Below are 1,758 nucleotides of genomic sequence, written 5' to 3' on the forward strand. Positions count from 1 at the left end.
ATTATTTTTACAAGAATTGGATCATTTGCGTCAGCCAAATTCTTATTTTTGCTTTTAATATCATCTAATTTATGAATTCTAGTATTTCTATCGCTTTGATATTTATCTAAATCAATTTTATTAGCATCAATTATGCCTTCTAATTCGCGACGAATTTCTGAATATTCAGATTTTGCTAATTGCGCATTTTTAAGCAATTCATTTAATTTACCTAAATACTCACGATGTTTTTCCAATTCGGTTTTATACTCATCATCTCTTGTTTTTGCACCTTGTTTAATTTCATTAATTTCTAAAATTGTTATATTTGCTTTATTTAGTTTATTGATAAAGTCATTTTGTTCATTTTTATTAATTCATGAAAGCGAATTAATGAAATCTTTAGCATCCTTAATTGCTTTACTAATTTCTTTTTGTTTTGAAATTTTATCTAAGGCATTATCAATCTTAGTAGATGCAGAATTAATATTTGAAATCAAAGTGTTTATTTCACTTGATTTTTCGCTATAACCTTTATTTTGGATTTCTTGTTTTAGTTTATTTGCATCTTCACTTAATTTAGTTATCGCTTGTTTTTGTGTTTCTCATTGATTTTCATCAATTTCTTTAGGTTCACTGTGGCTATTAATAAAGTTATTAATTTCATTTAATTTATCTTTCATTTGCTTTAATTTTTCATCAATAGCTTGTTTTCCTGAAGATATGTGATTTTGTGCTTTTGTTGATTTTGCTTTAGCATCATTTATAGCGTTTTGTAAATTATTAAAGTCACCATTTAATTCCGCATATTTGTTTTTATTTTGTAAATGATAATCTTCGGAATCTCTAATTATCGCATTGGCTTCAGTAATTAATTTTTGTAAATCTGTGATAGGCAATGTGCCAATTCCATTTTCTAATTCAGTTGATTTTGAGTTTAAATCAGAAATTAATTTGGTTATTTTTTCTTTAATAGCAGCAATATTTTTTGCTTTCTCTTCATTATTTTTATCTTGTGCTTGCGAAATAATTTGATTAATTTGGTTTTCGTCAGCAGCATTATTAATTTTATTAATAAAATCTTGTTTTTGTTCAGGCGTTAGTTCGTTAAAACCTTCTATTTGCTCAATTGCGTTCGCTTTTGCTTTGGCTAATTTCAAAGTAGTTTCTGCAGTATTAATTGCGGCATTTAGATTATTTTTAGGTGTAACTAATTCTGAACTTGTTTCGGCAACTAATTCATCTTTTAGTTTATTAGCTTTTTTCAATTCATTTTCAAGTTTTTCAATTTGTTTTTTTAACTCAATAGAAGTTGAAAATTTACCTTTTGTAACATTTTCAACATTATTCAATTCGGTAATTTGATCTTGTATTTTTTTAGAAAGTTCTTGAATTCTTTGAGCTTCAGTTTGCTTTGCTTGTTTTAGTAATTCTTCAACTTCACTAATTTCTTCATTAATCCGATTAAATAGTAAATCGATTTCATTTCTTTTGGCAGCATAACCTTTTTGCGATTCAAGTTCTTTTGCTTTGTTCGCTCGATTTTGAATTTCTTTTAAATCGCTAAGTGCCTGCGTCAAATCTTCAACTTTTTTCTCGGTTTTGGCCTTATTAATTAAAGTTCGTCTAGAAACTTCAAAGTCAGTAGCGGCCCTTAACGCATCTTCAACTTGCTTCTTATTAAATGTTAAATGAGCATTCAAATCGCTAATTTTTGGCGAAATATTTGTTTTATCTTTTAATTTGCCAAATGCAGCTATAACATCCGGTCTTTTAGTA

The 1,758-nt window shown here is 27.1% G+C and carries 1 protein-coding gene; it reads right to left on the reverse strand.

Annotated elements, in window-relative coordinates; genetic code table 4:
- A partial coding sequence (locus tag FJM08_RS03090; RefSeq protein WP_140031735.1) for a coiled-coil domain-containing protein occupies positions 1–1,758 on the reverse strand: 1,758 nt, incomplete at both ends.

The sequence above is a fragment of the Metamycoplasma equirhinis genome (assembly GCF_006385185.1).
GTDB lineage: Bacteria > Bacillota_I > Bacilli_A > Mycoplasmatales > Metamycoplasmataceae > Metamycoplasma > Metamycoplasma equirhinis.